The 17,295-nt window shown below is 35.3% G+C and carries 17 protein-coding genes and 1 pseudogene; 14 read left to right on the top strand and 4 right to left on the bottom strand.

Translation table 11 applies throughout. The features are described 5' to 3' along the window. Positions 1–5 precede the first annotated feature (5 nt). Both HXV90_RS09075 and HXV90_RS09070 read left to right on the top strand, forming a co-directional pair. Positions 6–785 (top strand): ABC transporter permease, encoded by a 780-nt coding sequence (locus tag HXV90_RS09075; RefSeq protein WP_048391181.1) that lies wholly within the window; start codon positions 6–8, stop codon positions 783–785. Positions 786–806: 21 nt separating this feature from the next. Then, the gene (locus HXV90_RS09070; RefSeq protein ID WP_054550647.1) at positions 807–1,205 is read left to right on the top strand and encodes a GntR family transcriptional regulator; all 399 of its coding nucleotides are present in this window, start codon (positions 807–809) and stop codon (positions 1,203–1,205) included. Positions 1,206–1,235: 30 nt separating this feature from the next. Here HXV90_RS09070 and HXV90_RS09065 read toward each other — a convergent pair whose 3' ends face one another. After that, entirely contained in the window at positions 1,236–2,633 is a 1,398-nt protein-coding gene (locus tag HXV90_RS09065; protein ID WP_054550648.1) for a hypothetical protein, read from the bottom strand. 284 nt (positions 2,634–2,917) lie between these two features. On the opposite strand from HXV90_RS09065, the gene HXV90_RS09060 reads away from it, so the two are divergent. The 4 genes from HXV90_RS09060 to HXV90_RS09045 all read left to right on the top strand — a co-directional run bounded on the left by HXV90_RS09060 (position 2,918) and on the right by HXV90_RS09045 (position 6,848). Next, entirely contained in the window at positions 2,918–3,523 is a 606-nt protein-coding gene (locus HXV90_RS09060; RefSeq protein WP_048391175.1) for a TetR/AcrR family transcriptional regulator, read from the top strand. Positions 3,524–3,614: 91 nt separating this feature from the next. Next, on the top strand, positions 3,615–4,592 hold the full coding sequence (locus HXV90_RS09055) for a serine hydrolase domain-containing protein (protein WP_269898839.1): 978 nt from the start codon (positions 3,615–3,617) through the stop codon (positions 4,590–4,592). Positions 4,593–5,140: 548 nt separating this feature from the next. After that, a complete protein-coding gene (locus tag HXV90_RS09050; RefSeq protein ID WP_048391171.1) occupies positions 5,141–5,779 on the top strand; it encodes a GntR family transcriptional regulator in 639 nt (212 codons plus the stop codon). Positions 5,780–5,798: 19 nt separating this feature from the next. After that, positions 5,799–6,848, top strand: coding sequence for a 2,3-butanediol dehydrogenase (locus HXV90_RS09045; RefSeq protein ID WP_054550650.1), 1,050 nt, complete (start codon positions 5,799–5,801; stop codon positions 6,846–6,848). A 119-nt stretch (positions 6,849–6,967) separates the two neighbouring features. On the opposite strand, the gene yiaA is transcribed toward HXV90_RS09045, so the two are convergent. Both yiaA and HXV90_RS09035 read right to left on the bottom strand, forming a co-directional pair. Then, positions 6,968–7,438, bottom strand: coding sequence for an inner membrane protein YiaA (yiaA, locus tag HXV90_RS09040; RefSeq protein WP_048391167.1), 471 nt, complete (start codon positions 7,436–7,438; stop codon positions 6,968–6,970). Between the two features lie 431 nt (positions 7,439–7,869). Then, positions 7,870–9,287, bottom strand: a pseudogene (locus tag HXV90_RS09035) (aminotransferase-like domain-containing protein). Positions 9,288–9,400: 113 nt separating this feature from the next. On the opposite strand from HXV90_RS09035, the gene HXV90_RS09030 reads away from it, so the two are divergent. From HXV90_RS09030 to HXV90_RS09010, 5 genes are all read left to right on the top strand, one after another. After that, on the top strand, positions 9,401–10,324 hold the full coding sequence (locus HXV90_RS09030; protein WP_269898838.1) for a DMT family transporter: 924 nt from the start codon (positions 9,401–9,403) through the stop codon (positions 10,322–10,324). Between the two features lie 29 nt (positions 10,325–10,353). Beyond that, positions 10,354–11,007, top strand: a complete 654-nt coding sequence (locus HXV90_RS09025; RefSeq protein WP_103117684.1) for an MBL fold metallo-hydrolase — start codon at positions 10,354–10,356, stop codon at positions 11,005–11,007. Between the two features lie 227 nt (positions 11,008–11,234). Continuing rightward, positions 11,235–11,444 (top strand): hypothetical protein, encoded by a 210-nt coding sequence (locus HXV90_RS09020; RefSeq protein ID WP_048391161.1) that lies wholly within the window; start codon positions 11,235–11,237, stop codon positions 11,442–11,444. A 384-nt stretch (positions 11,445–11,828) separates the two neighbouring features. Then, positions 11,829–12,761 (top strand): EamA family transporter, encoded by a 933-nt coding sequence (locus HXV90_RS09015; protein ID WP_054550654.1) that lies wholly within the window; start codon positions 11,829–11,831, stop codon positions 12,759–12,761. Positions 12,762–13,031: 270 nt separating this feature from the next. Then, complete coding sequence (locus HXV90_RS09010; protein ID WP_269899034.1) at positions 13,032–13,973, top strand: alpha/beta fold hydrolase; 942 nt, start codon at positions 13,032–13,034, stop codon at positions 13,971–13,973. 190 nt (positions 13,974–14,163) lie between these two features. Here the strand turns inward: HXV90_RS09010 and HXV90_RS09005 are convergent, their stop codons facing one another. Beyond that, positions 14,164–14,784 (bottom strand): flavin reductase family protein, encoded by a 621-nt coding sequence (locus tag HXV90_RS09005; RefSeq protein ID WP_269898837.1) that lies wholly within the window; start codon positions 14,782–14,784, stop codon positions 14,164–14,166. A gap of 72 nt (positions 14,785–14,856) precedes the next feature. On the opposite strand from HXV90_RS09005, the gene HXV90_RS09000 reads away from it, so the two are divergent. The 3 genes from HXV90_RS09000 to HXV90_RS08990 all read left to right on the top strand — a co-directional run bounded on the left by HXV90_RS09000 (position 14,857) and on the right by HXV90_RS08990 (position 17,288). Then, positions 14,857–15,126 carry an opine metallophore biosynthesis dehydrogenase gene (locus HXV90_RS09000; protein ID WP_269898836.1) on the top strand — a complete coding sequence of 90 codons (270 nt, stop codon included), beginning with the start codon at positions 14,857–14,859 and terminating at the stop codon, positions 15,124–15,126. Between the two features lie 265 nt (positions 15,127–15,391). Beyond that, positions 15,392–16,219: a helix-turn-helix transcriptional regulator gene (locus HXV90_RS08995; RefSeq protein WP_048391153.1), complete on the top strand. Its 828-nt coding sequence runs from the start codon at positions 15,392–15,394 to the stop codon at positions 16,217–16,219. 82 nt (positions 16,220–16,301) lie between these two features. Continuing rightward, positions 16,302–17,288, top strand: coding sequence for an ABC transporter substrate-binding protein (locus HXV90_RS08990; RefSeq protein ID WP_269898835.1), 987 nt, complete (start codon positions 16,302–16,304; stop codon positions 17,286–17,288). Positions 17,289–17,295 lie beyond the last annotated feature (7 nt).

The raw sequence follows: 17,295 nt of genomic DNA, 5'->3' as shown, positions 1-17,295 counted from the left end.
TTGAAGTGAATACGTTTATAGCACTAAGTAAAAAAGAAATGAATCAAATGACAAAGGAATATAAAGTCGTTTGGCTACCAATCGTCTATATCCTCCTAGGTTTAACTCAGCCGATTATGATGTATTTCTTGCCTGCTATTTTACAATCAATGGGTGGTATAGAAGGGATTATAATTGATCCAACAATGGCAAAGCCAGGGGGAGAAGAAGTGCTTGCTTCAACCCTTAATTCGCAATTTGATCAATTAGGTATAATCATCCTTGCTATTGCAACGATGGGTATTATTCAAGGAGAAAAAGCGAATGGAATGATGGCCTTCATTTTAACAAGGCCAGTATCAATCACATCCTACTTAAACAGTAAACTCCTTACTCATTATATTTTAGCCGTCCTATGTATTTCGCTTGGCTATGCAATGTCCCTTGGCTATACATCTTATTTATTTACCTCTGTACCGATAATGCGCGCATTGATAGCTTTAGCATTTTATTGTATTTGGCTGTTGTTCATCATTACATTTGTTGCCATGATGAGTACATTTTTTAATAGTACACCATTTATTGCTTTAATTAGTATTGGTGTCTTATTTATTTGTCGTTTTTGTGCTGGTTTACATCCATTCTTAGATGTCATAAATCCAGCTAGTAATAGTTTGTATGCTACAACGATAATCATGACAGGTGACATAGAAAAATGGTATAGCTTTAATATAATTGTCACACTGTTACTTGTACTATTCATGATGGCTATCATGCATCATTTTATTGCCAAAAAGAAATTTTAATATGGAGGAAATCCTCGACAAATGAATGTAAAAGTAAATCGAAGAAGCAAAATTCCATATTATCAACAACTCACACAGCAGTTGCTTTTATCCATAGCGACTGGAAGCTTAAAAAAGGGGGAACATTTGCCTTCAATTCGCCAGCTAGCAGCACAAACAAACCTCAATCTGCATACAGTTCATAAAAGCTACAAAGAGCTTCAAAAAAAGGGGATCATCACCATTAAGCCTCAGTCTAGAGCATTTGTTATCGTAGATCCTAATAAAGCAACGACTATTTCATGTCACCAAATAGCTATGAAAGTGGAGCAATTATTGATAGAGGCTTATATTTTAGGCATGAAAAAATCTCAACTAAAAGAAATGTTTTATGACATTTTACAAAAGTATTATACGGAGAGTGAAAGAGATGGCTACTGATAACCTAGTGACCATCTCTTACTATTTTTATTAAATTAAAAATACAGCAACTATCGTTGTCACAATCAGTCCAATGACTACAGGAATTAAATTTCGTCTTGCCAGCTCAAATGGGCTGACATTACAAATAGCAGCTGCTGGGATTAATGCCCAAGGAATCAATGCGCCGCCGCCTACCCATATAGCTGTGATTTGCCCTAAAGCAGTTAAAGTGGCTGTTCCCCCACCAATGGCATTCCCGAATAGACTACCAACCGAACCTGCTAAAGAAATTCCGGAGAAGCCCGAACCATCTAACCCAGTAATGGCACCAACAATTGCCAATGTAACAACAGCAATTTCCTTTGTTAACGGAACTATTGCTGCAAGACCGACACCCAGATCATTGACAATACCGTGTGAAGTAGCGGGGAGGTGATCTCCAAGAATTTGTGTAAAGCCAGCATCTCCAAGATAGAAGAAAGCAGCAATTGGAATTACGGGTCCGAAGACTTTAAAGCCGAATTGAAATCCTTGAATCAAATAACTTGTTGTCTTTTCTAATCCCGCTGATTTATGAGCAACCATACTAAGCAACAATAAAATAAAAACAGAGGTTCCACCGATTAAAGCCGTTGCATCGCCGCCCGTTAAATTGAATACTGACATAGCGATAACGTCTAAGATAAAGGCAATAGGAATAAGTACGGCGAAGAATCGTTTTTGCCCAATTGACAGTAAGTTTTCCGCAGTTTCTTGTTCACCATCCTCCTCCTCATTGTTGCCAGTATTTAAAAGTAGCGTTCCTCGTTTCATATCACGTCTTAAAAAAATATAAGCAACAATTGTCGTTACAACGCCCATTGTGATAACAAGCGGAATACTGGCTGAAACAACATCTCCAACAGGGATACCAGCAGCATCAGCCGTTAATTTTGGAGCCCCTTGAATGACAAAATCACTCGATAATGCAATACCATGCCCAAATAAGTTCATCGCCATGGCAACCCCCAGTGCTGGGAGGCCCGCCCGAATCGCAACAGGCAAGAGCACGGCTCCTAATAGCGCTACTGCAGGTGATGGCCAGAAAAACCAAGAAATAAACATCATTAATAGTCCAATCGTCCAATAAGCGAGTGCGGGTGTTTTAATGATCTTTGTGAAAGGGGCCACCATAACCTCATTAATACCTGAAGACATCATTACCCGACTCATCGCCACAATAATCGAAATAATAAGAATTGTTGATAGCAGCTCAGTTATAGCATAAATAAAGCTGTTAAACACACCACTTATGGACGAGGTAAAATCACCAGTTGCAACAATCGCTAGCATAAAGATGCCTACTACACAAATGAGGGTGGTATCGCGACGTTTAACCATAAATCCGATGATGAGCACAATAAAAACCACGTAAATCCAATGGAGAGCTGTGAATTCAATCCCCATACGTTTCCCCTCAATATTCTGATTCTATAGAATATGAAGAGAAAAAAAGATGGTGATGATTTTAAAAAATTTTGATCCTGGTGAAAAGCAGTCTGAATTAATGGGTAATTAAAATAAATTATTTGATGTAGATCAAGTAATCATAAAAGGAGAGGAATTAGAGCTTGCCATTAAAAATGAAAGTTGAATTAAACGAGTAAAGGTGAAGCAATAATCAGCTCTATTGACTTTATCGTCTTAACAATTTATTATATAGACCAGTCATTATAATTTCGGAGGGGAAAATGTCTAGAAATCAAGAAAGTAAAATGAAAATTTTATCAACCGCGTCAACACTGTTTCAAAAACAAGGGTACCATGCTACTGGATTAAATCAAATTATTAAAGAGTCGGGTTGTCCAAAAGGTTCGCTTTATTATTATTTTCCTGAAGGCAAGGAGCAATTAGCGACAGAGGCAATTAATCGAACAAAAGATTTTGCTGCTCAAGAGTTGAGAAATTTATTTTCACAGCATGATGATGTAATAAAAGCTTTAGAGTGTTTTTTTGGTCAATGTTTAAGTTTCAATCCAAAAATTGCACATGATGGAATTCCACTAGCACTTATTTCTTTGGAAACTTGGCATATGAGTGAGCAACTTCGTTTAGCATGCAAGAATGCCTATGAAGAACTTATCATGATATTAAGAGAAAAGTTTATCCAATCAAATTGGCCCCCTGAGGAAGCTACAGAAATGGCGTATTTAGTCTTTAGCATGATAGAAGGTGGCAGTATTTTCGTACTCACTTACAAATCAAATGAGTCACTTAAAAGAATCTGTAAAAGTATCATAGAATTAATAAAGTTAAAGCAAAAGGAAATTCGCAGAAATCTTAGAAATGAGCTTTAAGATCTCGTAAAGTTCGAAAGGAGGAAGTTGGTAAATGCCATTGGATAACATTTCAAGTAACTTATAGTACAAAATAAGGAGTGCTTGATATTTGCTAAAATCATATATTCATTCATTTTTAAACTCAAAAGAAGAGGGGTTTAGTGGAAATATCTTAGTGGTTGATCAAGGAGAAAGAATATATAAAGAATCATTTGGAAAAGCTAATTATGAATGGGATATACCAAATACAGCTATTACAAAGTTCCGTATTGGATCTGTAACTAAAATCTTTACTACCATTGCAATTTTAATGCTAGTTGAAGAGCAAAAGTTACAGTTACATAATACTGTAGATAATTTTATTCCTAATTTTCCAAAAGGTAACCAAATTATGATCGAACATCTATTAACGCATACATCTGGCATTGGTAATATTACTGATCAACCTGATTTTTTATTAAAATCTTATCAACTACAATCACCAGATGATTTAATAAATTGGATTATTTCTTGTTCATTCAAATCTATACCAGGGAAAGAGTTTAATTATTCTAATTCAGGATACATTGTATTAGGTAAGATTATAGAAATGACAAGTGGTTTAAGTTATGAAGAGTTTCTTAAACAAAAGATTCTTCAGCCTCTATCTATGTTAAATACTGGTCTTGATTATAACGTGGCTATTCAAAAGTATAAAGCAAGCGGTTATGAGTTAGAAAAAAATAATATTTATCATGCTAGTTTCATCAATATGTCTAACACCTATTCTGCTGGTGGGTTATTTTCTACAGTAGAAGATTTACAATTACTTGATGATGCAATAAAAAATAATTGTTTACTATCGAAAAATATAACAACTCAGATGCTTTCATCAGGTCGTTTTGGCCACGGATATGGCTGGAACATTACTAAGACAAAAAAGAATAATACGCTCATTTTTCATCATGGAGGGATTAATGGTTTTACTTCCTCCTATTTAAGGTTGATAGAAAGTGACGCAACAATTATTGTTTTAAGTAACATATCTACATTGTTAACATCAACTGTTGCCAATCAAATTGTTAGTTATATAGAGAATAGAGACTAGGGGTACAGACTCTTTTTCATATGAGAAGAAACATGATAACGGCTTAGGAGTTATTCCTAAGTCTTTTTGAAATAGTATAATTAAAAGGTTGCATTCGGTACGCAAAGTGCTGGTAAGCCTATATAAATTGCAACAGAGAAGATTAGTGGTTCATATAGCGCAACAGTTGTTAATGGATATACATCGTCAACTCATAACAAATCACTTTAAGATGATTGGCATACAAATTGTTAGACAATAACTAGCAATTTGTGTGCATTTTTTATGGGTTAGTATTGAGTAACTCATATCGCAAATTATCTCCATATACCGATCTGATCAACTTAACACCATCTTTTTTGCATTTATAAATTTTCTCTTAAAAGGTACTTCATATTATTTAGTTACCTACCCAAAACAAGATATTTGAAAGAAATGAGTTTATAGATTAAAATACTTTTATAGATTATCGATAATCTATAATCCATAATATATAACGCTTTTAGCTAATCACCCTATACACTGAACTATGTTAAAATAAAAGGATATAAATTTATTGGAGTGGTTTAATGGGGTTTGATGAAAATTCAATTTCAAAAAAAACAATTTCTGAGCAAATAGCTGAACGATTATTATTCCGCATATTTTCTGGTTACTATGAACAAGGTCAGCGCTTAATAGAGGCAGAAATTGCAAAGGAGTTACAAGTAAGTCATGCACCTGTTCGTGAGGCTCTATATCTTTTACAAAAAGATGGTGTAGTTGAAAAAGTACAACATAAAGGTGTAAGAGTGAAGATTATAACGGATCAGGAATTAAAGGATTATTTGGAAGCGCTTTATCATCTATTGGATATTGCACTAACCAAGTGTGAATCTAAATGGACTGCCGATTTGCAAAATGAACTATTATTTCGATTTGAAGCTATGAAACAAAGAAAGTCTGCTGAAAATATTTATGAATATGTTGTTTCGTTTGCCCACTTGTTACAATTGTTTTTTGATGTTACAGGAAATATTGCTATGCTACGATTCTTTAAAGAAACAATATTTGTTACAAATGTAGCTGCACAAACAAAATGGAAGATGAATCTAGTTGAATCCTATCATATGTCCATCAATACTTTTATCAAGTGTATAGAAGTGTCGGATTTTGATCATGCACGAGTAGCTATTAAGGATGTTATTTTATGGTACCAATTTAAATAATTTTATGGGGGTAACATAAATGAAAGCTGCAGTTTGGCATGGTGTGAAAGATATTAGAGTTGAAGAGGTTGAATTACGCGCTTTAAGAGAAGAAGAAGTGAAAGTAAAAGTAGCGTGGGCTGGTATTTGTGGAAGTGATTTGCATGAATACGAAGAAGGTCCGGTTTTCGTACCAGTTAATGAAAAAGCTGATTTAACAGGTGAAGTTGCCCCACTTACAATGGGACATGAATTTGCTGGTATCATCGAAGAAGTTGGCTCTAAGGTTACTGACTTTAAGGCTGGGGACCGAGTTGTCATCAATCCTACATTAACATATAGAAATAAACATGAAGAAGTCGATCGTTATGATGGATTTAACTTTATTGGTTTACATGGAAACGGTGGATTTGCGGAATATGTTAATGTCCCTGTAACGAATATACATCGTTTAGCAGATAACTTAACATTACAAGATGGTGCACTGGTAGAACCAATGGCTGTTGCTGTACAAGCTGTTAAAGATGCTGGGGTTACATTAGGTGATTCTGTTGCTGTATTTGGAGCTGGACCAATCGGATTATTAACAGTAATCGCTGCAAAAGCATCAGGTGCTAGTAAAGTTATCGTATTAGATTTATCCGATGATCGATTAGAAAAGGCAAAAGAATTAGGTGCAACCCATGCTATTAATTCAGGTAAAGAAAATCCTGTACAAGCAGTTCGTGCGATTGTTGCAGATGGGGTTGATGTATCCTTTGAGGTGGCAGGAGTTGCTCCTACCTTTAAACAAGCAATTGATGTAACAAAACCTCGTGGTAACATGATGATTGTTTCGATTTTTGCAAGACCAATCGAATGGAATCCAATGCAACTTACAAACACAGGTGTTAATGTATTATCATCCATTGTTTATACACCGTCAATTTTCCAAAGAACAATTGATGCAATGAGCGCTGGTCAACTAAATCCACAAGGGATCATCACAAGTCAAATTGACCTAGATGAGATTGTTGAAAAAGGATTCAAAACGTTAACAAATGACAAAACACAATCTAAAATTTTAGTCGAAATAAGCGGAGAAAAATAAAATTGAGAGGAGTATGGCTGATGACAGCCATGCTCTTTTTTTATAGTCTGGAGGAGTATGGAGCTTAAGAAAAAATGACAAAAGGAATCGAGAATGAACTTCTCGACTCTTTCAGTAACTCAATCTCTTTCTCTAGCTCTCTGTGTGTCTCTAATATTCTTTTGAACCGTGATGGATGCAAATAAACTTAGAACAAATGACATACCATAGAACCCTTTTTCGCTTAAAACAATACTTCCAGCATTATATAACCCAATGCCCATTAATGAAATAGATACAATAAGTGCAACCCAGCTAATACCATAATAAATACTAGTAACTGGTATTCCCTCTTCTTTATCTCTTACTGCTTTTTGTAAGGATATTGCTGAATAGAGTCCAAATATTAAAACAGCTAGGTAATATCCTTTTTCGTTTAGTTGCATCGTTGCATTAAACAAGCCTATAAAATATGCCGTAACACCTACTAACAATGCGCCCCAGGAAGCCCCCTTGAAAGCAGCAGTTGGTTCCCCCTCTTTTCTTTCTACTTTAACTTTCGGATTAGGCTGCTTTTCCTTATCTAATGAAGACTCATTTTGATTAGACAATATCTTTCTCCTCCTTCTATCACTGTATAAAAACATTCTATCATTCTACAGGGAGGTTATGAGAATAGAAATTTTTCTAAATCTCGCTCTTCAATAATAATTTGGCTGTTATTTTTACTGGAATATAGAGTTAATATGGCTTTCTCAAATCTGAAGGCACTCTTATCATTCCTTGGTAAAAATGTGTTCTACACCGAGAACAATTTTTTGCTGTGATTTGCTGTAATTATTTTGAACAGATAAGAGCTAGGTGTATAACTTTTTTTCATATTATTCAAATAGACAGCTGAATATGTTAGGTGTATATGTCTGCCTGTTATTGCTATGTCTACCGCTTATTACGATTCGTGCCACCGATGAAAAAATAATTGAAATGGTTGATAAAGCTGTGAATACCACCGTTTATAGATTTAATTAAATCGCTAGTCCGATCACTTAGAAAGTGATTGCGCCACTGTAACCAACTTTTTTACTCCTTCTCTTAGCTGTTTTTCGTTTGCATAGGAATAGCTTAAACGTATCCAAGAGGATAGTTGTTTTAATGGATCACAAACTTGACCTGGCACAAAGGAGATCGATTGTTCGATGCTTCTAGATAATAATAATTCAGTTGGAAGATCGTCTGGGAGCTGTACCCATAAATTTAGACCGCCTTTTGGACTGTTCCATCGCCAGCCTGTTACAGCTAGCTCTTCCTCCATAATTTCCTTTCGAATCTGTAGGGCAATCCGGATTTTCTCCAAATGTTGTTGCAATCTTAGTGAGGAGAAGTAATGGAGAAAAATTTTTTGATTGAGAAGTGGTGAGCCATTATCAGCTAGCGATTTTTCTGTTAATAGTGATTTCATTAATGATGATGGACAAATAACAGTTGCAATTCTCAAACCAGGAGAGATGTATTTGCAAAAGCTTCGGATATAAATGACTGTCCCAACACTATCAAATGTATAAATTGGAGGTGGTGGGGCTTGGTCAAAATAAATGTCGTGATAGGCATCGTCTTCTATTATTAGAAACCGATAGTGCTCAGCTAATTCCACTAATCTTTTGCGCTGCTCGACAGAAATCGTATAACCAGTTGGATTATGGAAGGTAGGGTTGAGATAAAATAGGCGTGGCTTGTATTTTTTAATATAGTATTCGACCTGTTCTAAATCGTAGCCCTCAGGGTGGATATCCACCGTAACAATCTGAGCTCCTTGTGCTTTAAAGATATCAATCGCAGCACTATAGCTTGGACGTTCAAATAAAACGACGTCTCTTGGCTTAATAAAAGCTTGAGCAATTAAGTGAATGGCTTGCTGTGAGCCAGATGTTATTAACAGTTCATCTGGACTCAAATGTGTTTTATAGTGGTTGATAAAATATTGGGTCAGTGTCTCACGTAGCTCTAAATCACCCTGCACCGTTGAGTAGGTTGCCAGTACTTTCGGATATAGGTCAAACACTTCCTTCACGTAATTTGAAAAATAGTGATTAGGCAAAAGATTAGGATCAATCAATGCCTGAGAAAAATGATAGGAAACAGATGGCTGATGGATTTCGGATAAATGATTTTTTTTACGTATGCTGAAACAATGGGATTGTCCTGATCTAAACATTCAATATATTTTGTTACAATTGATTGGACAAAATAGCCTGATTTATCTTTTACATAAACTTTGTCATGCTGTTTTAATAGTTGATAAGCTTTTAATACCGTTAGCCGATGGACATTCATTTCAGATGCTAATTGCCGGACGGAGGGAAGCTTTTCATGTTCTTTCCATTCTTTACGCTCTATTCGGTGCAGTACATCATCATAGACTTTCTTAAAAAGATAATCTTCATTTTGATTTGCTTTGCCCACATCGATTCCTCCTATTCAAACCGATTGTACCACGAACCAAATTGATCTGTTCTATCCTTTTTAATCTGTTCTATCCTACTTCTTTTATGATAGAAAAAGAGGAGGAGTTTGATATGGTAATGATTAATTATTTCTTTATGTGTTTGATTTTTGGGACAACATTTTTAGCAATTAAAGTTGGTGTTGATGCAGGGGTTCCTCCGTTTTTATCAGCTGGTCTTCGTTTTTTCATTGCCGGTTTACTACTATTTAGTTATATGGCTTGGCGCGAAAAAACGACAATCCGGTTATTATTTCGAAAAGAAATGTTTTTTACAGGAGTGGCCTTAACCTTTGGAACGTTTGCCACATTATATTGGGCAGAACAGTATGTGACATCTGGAATCGCAGCTGTCTTATCTGCTACAGGTCCAATGATGATTATTGTTATTCAGACATTTATATTGAAGCAAAAAGGAGACGGAAAATCATTTATTGGTTGTGTTGTCGGAGTCATTGGTGTTACGTTCTTAATCTTACCTAGTTTTGCAATTGAGATTAGTCCCTTCTGGATGGTTGGTTGTTTCGCTATTATTTTAGGTGAAGTTTTCTATGCATCTGGAACAATTTATACGAAGCATGTCATCCAAAAATTTGGAACAACATCTCCAATTGCTTTAAATGCAGCACAAATGATGCATGGAGGGATTTTATTAATCATTTTGTCACTTTTTACTGAGAACATTCAGCTTCATTATCTTTTAAGTCCAGCTTCAATTGGTTCTCTTTTTTATTTAATTATTTTTGGTTCAATGATTGGTCACAGCATTTATTATTGGCTTGTGTCACGAACAAATCCTGTTTTTCCGTCCACATGGCTGTATATTTCACCAGTAATTGCCGTTATATTAGGTGTTACCTTCTATCATGAATATATTTCGTGGTTAACAGGAATAGGTACGCTGACGATTATTGTTGGAACGATTCTTGTCAATTTTGAAACATTGAGAGAGTTGCTTTGGCGGAAGAGGACCGTTCTTCAGGATGTAAAAGAATAATAAAATCTAATCATAAAGGGGAAGAAATGATGAAAATTTCTAGGGGAGTAGAGATTCTGGAGCTTAAATTTAACGGAGCCTTCATTCATCCAACGCTTTTATGGGATCAGGAGATGGCTGTTTTAATTGATACTGGATGTTCAGGTCAAATGGAAGATTTACGTAAGGCAATGGAAGATGTAGGCGTGTCGTTCAACCAATTAAAAGTTGTGATTTTGACACATCAGGATATCGATCATATAGGCAGTCTTCCTGAAATATTGCAAAATTGCGGTAGTCATATAAAAATTTATGCGCACGAACTAGATAAGCCTTATATTCAGGGGGATTTACCGCTTTTGAAAGACGGGCACATAGAGAATCCACCCAAGGGGAAAGTGGATGAGACCTTGAAAGACGGTCAAGAACTACCATATTGTGGAGGAATACGAGTTATCCATACGCCAGGACATACGCCTGGCCATATTAGTTTATATTTGAAGCAAAGTAAAACGCTTGTTGCCGGCGATTCGATGTATAGTGTAAATGGTACACTGGGAGGGATTCATGTTCCAACCACTTTAGATATAGAGGTTGCTCAACAATCTTTAAAAAAATATGTAGACCTAGACATTGAATCGGTGATTTGTTATCACGGAGGATTATGCACGGTGGATATTAAAGAGCAGATTCAAAAGCTTTGAATCTTAAAAATAATGATTAAAGATGAAATTTCCTTAGAAAACCAAATGTTTAGAGGCTCGCTCGAACCGTAACAGGCAAGAGTACAGCCCTCCAACGCTTGTAAAACTTCTGTTTTATTGTGAGCCAGCTCATGTTATAATGAGGCACTTAAGATACTTAAGCTCTTTTTTATAACGGATGCCAAGAAAAGCCTCCGCGGAACGATTAAATATGGAGGTGTAAGGAAATGAATAAACGTTGGACGATTGGTGAAATTCAGAAATTTGTTGAGAACAATTCAGAAAGTAAGTTGCTAACGACTGAATACCATGGTTTTTCTCAAAAGCTACTATTTAAATGTGCATGTGGTACTAACTTTGAAAAAACATTTACGAAATTTAAAAATAAAAACCAACGAAAATGTGATGTATGCCAACCGCCAAAAGAGTCACGTTAAACGTTTGCGGCCGTTCTAATACTATTAGTGAACATTAAAAACATCTCACTTCTATGTTCTTTATAGAAGGGGGTGTTTTTTTGATTGGATTATTACAGTATAAGATTTATGCTGAAGGAAATTGAGAAAAAACATTCAATTTAACATTCTTTATTAATGAAATACAAAGATAAAAGCCAAACCCTTGATACATGTGGGTTTGGCTTTTTTATCATTTTTAAAAATTAGGTTTTCCTCTACGAGAGGATTCATTATTAACGAAAAAAAGATTGTAAAATAACAATCTGTGATATATATTGGAGATTATGATTTTTTTCGACATCTCAAAATCATAAACAAAATTTCATCAATAGACAAGTTTTGAGAGGGAAGTGAATAATCAAGATGTACCTTTATCCCCTATTAGTAGTGATTGCAGCTAGTAGTTTTGGTATCGTTTCAACTATTATAAAACTGGCAATGCGTAGTGGCTTTTCTGTATCTGAGGCAGTTACAAGTCAGTTTTTCATCGGCTTTTGTATAGCAGTATGTATTTCCTTAGTTACAAATAGATCAAATTTTAGCTTTAAAGGCGTTAAAATCCTTCTGTTTGCAGGCATGTTAACAGGGTTAACAAATATTTTATATGGTCATTCTTTAAACTTTTTGCCTGCTTCCTTGGCAGTAGTATTACTGTTCCAATTTACATGGATTGGTATGCTGATTTCTTGTATCACAAAACGGCAATTTCCAAGTAGAATTGAATTCATCTCTTTAATTATATTAGTAGCTGGAACCATACCAGCTGCAGGCATAATTGATGTTGATTTGTCTCAAATACCTTTTCAAGGGTGGTTATGGGGTTTAGCAGCTGCTCTTTGTTACTCCTTATTTTTATATGTAAACGGAAAGACAACCGCAAGTATGACAACCTCTAATCGCTTAGTATTGGTTTCTTTCTTCGCTTTCATGACGACTGCGGCTTTTCAGTCTCCAGAAATTATTTGGAATGGCACTTTGTTTAACGAAGGACTGTGGATTTATGGTTTAGCATTGGGGTTATTTGGCATGATTATACCAGTTTTCTTATTCACAATTGCAGTGCCTAAAGTGGGATTAGGTATGTCATCCATATTGAGTGCTGTTGAATTGCCAATCGCGGTGATGGTATCAGTTATCCTCTTAAGCGAAACGGTTACAACTTTGCAAATAGCAGGTATTGTCATAATCGTTATCGGTATCAGTTTACCAACTTTGCTTGATAAAGATGGATTATTAAAAAATGTAAAAGCTAAATACAGAAAATCTGACAAAGTAGCAAAAGGATCTTCGATTTGAAGATCCTTTTTTTCATGTCAATTAAGCAATGTCATAGCAAAAGAATCATTGGGTCCTTTCTATTTATTGAATGACGTACTATTTTTTTGTTCATACGCTGTTCATATTGTTGTCATAGGCAGTACACCTTCATTGTATAAGCTATCCTTAGCGGTTTATAAAAGTAGCCGAGATAGATTGATAGGGTGAAGAGTATGAAAGGGAGGTGTGGCACGAGAAGAAAGGAAAACACAGTTTTCGCTTGCTGTTCTATACCCTCGTGCCAATATAATGAAAAAAACGATAACCTTTATAAGTAAAATAGTAGTAGGTTTAATTATAGCCATATTACTTTTATTAGCGGTTGTTTTCCTTGTTCATATTGTTTGTAGCAAAATGGAGCAAGGAAAACTAGAAACTTATGGTCAGTCTGTCACCGTAGATGGGAAAAAAATGAATGTCTTTATCCAGGGAGAAGGAGAAGAAACCGTCGTACTCTTACCTGGTTATGGAACAGCAGCACCAGCACTTGATTTTCAACTACTAGTAGATGAATTATCTCCATTTTACAAGGTTGTGGTCATTGAGCCTTTTGGTTATGGATTAAGTGCTCTTACCGAAAAAGAAAGAAGCACTGAGAATATTGTTAGTGAAATCCATGAAGCATTACAGCGCCTTCAAATTGAGCGTTATATTCTAATGGGCCACTCCATTTCAGGCCTTTACGGATTGGATTATGTGAACAAATATCCAAACGAAGTAAGTGCATTTGTCGGGCTGGATAGTAGTGTTCCAACAATAAGTGAAAGAAAGATTGAACCTTCAGTAATAACTACTTTAAAACTACTAAAAAAATCAGGTTTAGCTAGATTGCAGATGAAGCTTAGTGATGACCCATATGTCGAACTACCCTATGATGAGAGAACAAAAGAACAACTGAAAATTCTTAAGCTCAAAAATATGTATAATCTCAGCCAGTTAAATGAAGCTGAAATGATGTATGCTAACTTTAAAGTGGCTGAAAGTTTAATATTTCCTAAAAATCTTCCAGTTATTTTGTTTATACAAGAGAAGCATCCAGTAACGGACAGATGGATACCAGAGCATAAAAAACAAATAGCTAATTCTGTCCATGGGAAAGTGATGACATTTGAAGGGGATCATTTCTTATATCGTACAAAAGCAAAAGAAATCGTTGAAGACTTTAGAGAATTTATGAAAGAGATAAAGTGAATGTTCTAAGAAAGATTTTTCATTTCTAAATGGAAAAAAACAGATTTAATTATTGTATTGCTTAATAGTGAAGTATTTAGTGCGTATGAGCAGCAAGCATATTATTATAGACCTAATTATTAACAAATAACCAGGCGCTCAAATGAGAACCTGGTCTTTTTTTGTGAACCATATGTTTTAATCCCAATGTTTAGATCTCAGAGCGGAAGTTATTCCCAAGGTTGCTACCCAAACCAAAATAATGACGAAAATTATAAATTAGTGGACTCCATTTATTTGGATCAATATGATTTTCGTCAATAATTATTTCTTCGTGGGCATGTACTTGTGTCGTTTGGGTCTCAACGATAGCAAAATTAGGAGAATAATCTGGAATACGTATATGTTTTACCTTTGCTTCGATTTGAATAGGACACTCCATAATTCGAGTAGGAATAACCGTTGTAGACCCAATAGGTGTTAAGCAACTAATATCACATTTCTCTTTTCTAAATGTAAAACCGATCTGTTTCTTAAAATCTGGAACTGGATTTTTTCCTGTGTAAGGAGCTAACTGTTCCACGTTTTCCCAGAGAGAGGGGTCTGGGATATTTATGACACATTCAGGATGATGTTCTAAGTTTTCAATTGCCTTTCCTCCAAGACCAATCCCTAAGATAATGCAATCTCCTAATACCCAAGAAGAAGATAAAGGGCTAATATTTACTGTTCCATCCTCATTTAACGTACTTAGTAAAATTACAGGAAATCCATAATATAAAATTTTAGGATTTATTATTTTGGTATTTGGCATTTGTTGCATTATTTTCATTTTTAGTTCCTCCCATAAATGTTTTCACTGTCAGACTCATTGTAAAATATAAACATTTCGACGTTCATCGAAGTGTTGATTACAAAATTGATACTTCAATCTATAATGTTGAGCAAAGGTATAGTTTCAAGTCTCCCTATTGCGAAAGTCCTGAAAGTAACCAGTCCGACGCTTGATCATTTTGTACAAACTTATGAAGAAAAATTGTTACAAGTAGTAGCTTTATCTGAGAATCAAAGGCTTTCAGAAGCCTTCCAAATAAAATCTTTTTCACAAGAAATAGTAGATGATTTGCAAGAAATTGCTTTTAGGAAGAGGATAAAAGATAGAGAAATGAAATGAGTGAGGTTGATGGATCTTTGGGTATAAGAGGGAGGCTTCAACTTAATTGACAATGATAATCGTTATCGATAAGGTAGGGATAGGCGAGAGCCGTCATCCCTACCTTTTTATATTTTTGGTAATGAATAAGATGAAAACTATAATTCAACCCAACTACCGAGGACTACACCTTGAAAAAGCAGTAACTTATTGTGGTACGTGCAGTTTGCTGTATGACAAATATTGGTTTTCCAAACAAATTACTATTGAAATGAGGTATATAAGTATGAAAATCGACGTAAATCAGCTTGCAGAGCATTTAGCAAACACTCCTTTCCAAGTAAAAGGAATCTATCGATATTCTAGAAATACAGGTGTACCTTCCGCGGATTATACAGATTCTTTTCCAGGATTTGTTTTTCCCCTTTCTGGAAAAATAGAATTTCAATTTAATGGCACCCCTTACATCTTTTCTCCAGGAAAAGTTGTACACGGGGGAGCGAAGATGAAACTAAATCAAAAAAATTTTGATGATGCAAATTGGGAATATATTCTGGTTTTGTACAGGATATGTACGGAGAATTTAGCAGAGACAAGCTTTTCACATCAGCATTTTGAATTACCGATAGGACAATCTCCTCGTCTAATCGAGTTAATTATGCGTCTATGGCATGTATATAATCAGCGTGGAGGTATATCAATGTTTCAGACAGAAATGCTATTTCGTGATGTACTGAATGAAGCATTATTATGTGTAGCTAATCGACAAAATAGCTGTGCGTCTCACACTCTATTCGAACGAATAACTACTTATATTCATGAAAACTATTATCAAAGCCTTTCCATTACCTCTCTTGCCGAACAATATAACGTTAATCGAAATCGACTATCCTATATATTTAGAAAGCATGCAGGGATGGGTCCAGCAGAATATTTATTAAACTATCGTATAAACATGGCTCAAAAAATGCTATTTACAAGTGATGTGCCTGTACAACAAATTGCAGAAACGGTGGGAATTACTGACCCCTTTTATTTTAGTAGAGTATTCAAGAAGCAATATGGTATCTCTCCTACTGAATATCGAGATAAGTTCATCAATAATCCATGCTAAGTTCACCAAGCTTCCATTCTCCGCCAAACATGACTTTACTATACTAAGTGTATATCAGAGATTTTATGTTGGAGGAATTTCAATGCAAAAGATTAAAGGACTGCTATTTTTAATGCTACTACTAGCAGGTATATTGGGAGGTTGTCATAAATCGCCTGCTGAAAGTAAGGGGTTAACTACAGAAGACATATCTTCATCAGCAGCTAATGTAGAAGAAACTGCGTGGCCTAGAACCATTAAAGATGCCCTAGGTAAGGAATTTGTCATCGAGAAAGAACCAGAAAAAATTGTTTCATTATGGTATTTTTACCCTGAAATTTTAGTTGCATTAGGTGAGCCACCTGCAGCTTCTACTGATAAAGAATATCTATCCACTTTGTCTTATTTAAACGGTAAGCTAGATTCAACAGAGGAATTAGGTGATAAATTGTCTCCTAGTATTGAAAAAACGCTATCGATTGGTCCTGATTATATTTTAGCAACAGAACATCATGAAAAATTGTATGAATCCCTAGAAAAAATCGCCCCAGTCATTACGTTGAAATCACAGGACATCTACGAAGACTGGCAATATGGACTTCGTACAGTAGCCGAGATTATCGGAAAAGACGATGAGGCGGAAAAAGTAATTGATAAAATGATGAAAGATATCTCAACAGGACGTGAAGCATTAAAGTCAATTCAAGGAGAGTCTGTAGCGCTTATTTTGTCTTGGGACGGAAAAACGTTTAATGTTCTTGGTGAAGATAACCCTGTTTATACACTTGCTTTCGATAAAGAAAAGGGCTTGGGTCTAACACCAGATCATACATTTAAGGGGAATAATAATCAATTCGCTGCATTTGAAGGCATCTCAACTATTCAAGCAGACCATATTTTCCTTATCGGTGATATTACAAAAAAGGAAGCATTAATGAGTGAGTTAAATCAAAGCAATGTCTGGAATAATATGAATGCCGTAAAAAAAGGTAATATTCATTTAATGGATACTTCCGCTATTACAGGAGGTCCATTAGCTATCGAGTACGCTTTGCAAAATATAACAGAAGCCTTACAAAAGGACGAATAATAGGAAA

Source organism: Lysinibacillus sp. JK80, from assembly GCF_027557635.1.
Classification (GTDB): Bacteria; Bacillota; Bacilli; order Bacillales_A; family Planococcaceae; genus Lysinibacillus; species Lysinibacillus capsici.
Note: the sequence above shows the minus strand (reverse complement) of the source record. Positions and strands in the feature narration are given on the sequence as shown.